Here is a 2,175-nt window from a genome sequence, read left to right on the forward strand (position 1 = left end):
CATGCCACCATTCGTCGGCGAGCTCCGCCGTGACGCCGATGGTCGCCGCTGCTGATTTTGCCTGGGCAAGCGTGGGTCTTCGATTGGATCTCGGAAGCGTTGTGTTTGGCTCTTGCGCCTGCGCTATCTCTCTCTCCCTATCCTTCTGGTTTCTGGCTTCTGGATTGCTATTAGGGGGGCTATTCACCTCCCCATTGGGAGGGCTATTTACTCCCCTATTGCCCCACCTTTTAGCGGCCCCACGTCTTCCTGCATCTGAAAGCGTTTTCTTCTCGCTGGTGGCCTTTTCCCAATCCCGAACCATCCGCCGACAGGTGATGGTTACCATCCCGATATCAGCGGGGCTAATAGCCTCCCTATGGCCACCCCATTCAACGTCTGCAACATCACATTCCTCGATCTCTTGAATAATGCTCTTGGTGGCCTGCTCACTCGCATGGAGCAGACGAGCCATTGCTTGCAGGCGCAGACTCAGCACACCGCGCCGGGATGGGTGCCACATGCTGCACAGCATGCGCATCCACCCGCCCTGCGCAGAGAGGGAAAGGATTTCAGTGTCGCGGAGGTAGTCCGCCGGAAAAAACTGCATGTAAGGTAATTCTGCCATTTCAGAAAAGGACGGGTTGGTTGCCCGGGGCCGTCGCCGGGTGAGGATCGAACTCAAAAGTGATTTCAATACGTGGGCCTTTGCCATCGTCCCAGCGCTTCTCAATGCGTCCGGAGGCAATGCCCGAATCGTCGGTGAAAAGCGCATCGAGGATGGCCTTGTCGATGTTGTCGCGGTCCGGCTTTTGCTGATGCAATGCACCTGCAAGCGAGGCTTGCTTGCGCTTCGACCAGCTCGGAGGCATCGGAAAGTAAGCCGTCCAGGACAAGCCATGGATGGTGCCGCTATCGATCAGTTTCCGCAGGTGTGGCAGATCGACCAGACGTGCCCGCAACGTGTCCTTGAAAGCATGGTAGCGAAGAACGGCGGGCCGCTTTTTCCAGCGATCGCGCTGGGTCATTCTCGGCTTGCCCAGCGGAACGACTTTGAAAATGACGGGAGGATTATTCATGCCACCTCCTTCTCGCTGTTTCTGATTTTCCAGAGTTCGTCAGTCGGTGGCCGGACTTCAGTGATGTCGAGTCTTAGAATGGTTCCATTGCCCTCCAAAACCCAAGGGGCGGCATCAGGAGGGTAGTCGATCACTGCCCGCACCCATTCAAGCTTGGGACCGATCTCTAAAATTCTGCATGGAGCACAATAGAAGTATCGATTTTCCGAGTGAGTCTCTGAATACACAATGCAGTGCCCGACAGAGCAGCGACCCTCAAGTGATTCACTGACCCGCGGCCCACGCCACTCCGGCCAACTAATTCTCATCATCCGGATAGCGGCCTTGATTCTGGCTCTGTGGCTCACCTCTCGGGATTTCGCTTCCATTCGTTCGAAGAACGGCAGCATTGGAGCTTCCTCACTCATGCCACACCCCTTTCCCCTGACATCAGCATCGGGAATGCGGACGTGGTTGTTAGACGGAATCCGCTCTGAAAATGCTTCGCGGCGGTTTCCTGCGGGATCTCCAGTTCTGCCGCTGCTTCCGCATCGTTTCGCAGCCACCCCTTGAGCTTTCCATGCTGAACGTTGAACGCGTGGATCAGCTCAGGATGGCATTGCAGGTGCACGTTCCGATTGAAGAACGCCCGCACTCGCAGCAAGGACTCGACCTTTCCACCGGCTGTTTTGAAGCGGATCGTGCGAGCCGTGCTGTCCTTCCATTCATACTCGACTGGCCCTTGGTCCAGGACCTCAAAACCGAGGTTTCTGGCACATACAATCAGATCGCAAACAAAGTCGGCCGCTCGCTTGGAAATCCCGCGACTCGATTCGCTATACCCCCCCTCAAGCCCGCCAAGATACTCCAGCACCATCCGGTGCCCGACCTTGAGCCGGAAATGCGTGCCTCGCTCGTCTTGGGCCGTGTCGTAGCGAAAGCGGTTCCACTGGAACACCCGCTTGTTAGAGACATAGTTCTCGACGTTAGCCAGATCGACCATCGTCTCGTAAGTCTCGATCAGTTGGGCGTCAAAGTAGGCATTCGCATTCTTCACCACCCACATCACCACGGCGTAGGCGTTGTCGCGGTTGAACTCGATGCCGGTGCGCGACTGCATCAAATCCCGGATCTTCGT

2 protein-coding genes and 1 pseudogene are annotated in these 2,175 nt (G+C 56.5%); all 3 read right to left on the reverse strand.

Annotation, left to right across the window (positions count from 1 at the left end):
• Positions 1 to 607, reverse strand: a pseudogene (locus tag JIN85_RS20170) (DUF1376 domain-containing protein); the annotation flags it as partial.
• Between the two features lies 1 nt (position 608).
• Positions 609 to 1,058 carry a RusA family crossover junction endodeoxyribonuclease gene (locus JIN85_RS20175; protein ID WP_200274242.1) on the reverse strand — a complete coding sequence of 150 codons (450 nt, stop codon included), beginning with the start codon at positions 1,056 to 1,058 and terminating at the stop codon, positions 609 to 611.
• Between the two features lie 403 nt (positions 1,059 to 1,461).
• The coding region (locus JIN85_RS20180) for a DUF4942 domain-containing protein (RefSeq protein ID WP_234047534.1) at positions 1,462 to 2,175 on the reverse strand (714 nt) is incomplete at its 5' end.

The sequence above is a fragment of the Luteolibacter pohnpeiensis genome, from assembly GCF_016595435.1.
In the GTDB taxonomy this organism is placed as follows: domain Bacteria; phylum Verrucomicrobiota; class Verrucomicrobiia; order Verrucomicrobiales; family Akkermansiaceae; genus Luteolibacter; species Luteolibacter pohnpeiensis.

Excerpts from the sequence above, each read along its gene's own strand:
- JIN85_RS20175 (WP_200274242.1), bottom strand. The coding sequence starts at position 1,058 with ATGAATAATCCTCCCGTCATTTTCAAAGTCGTTCCGCTGGGCAAGCCG.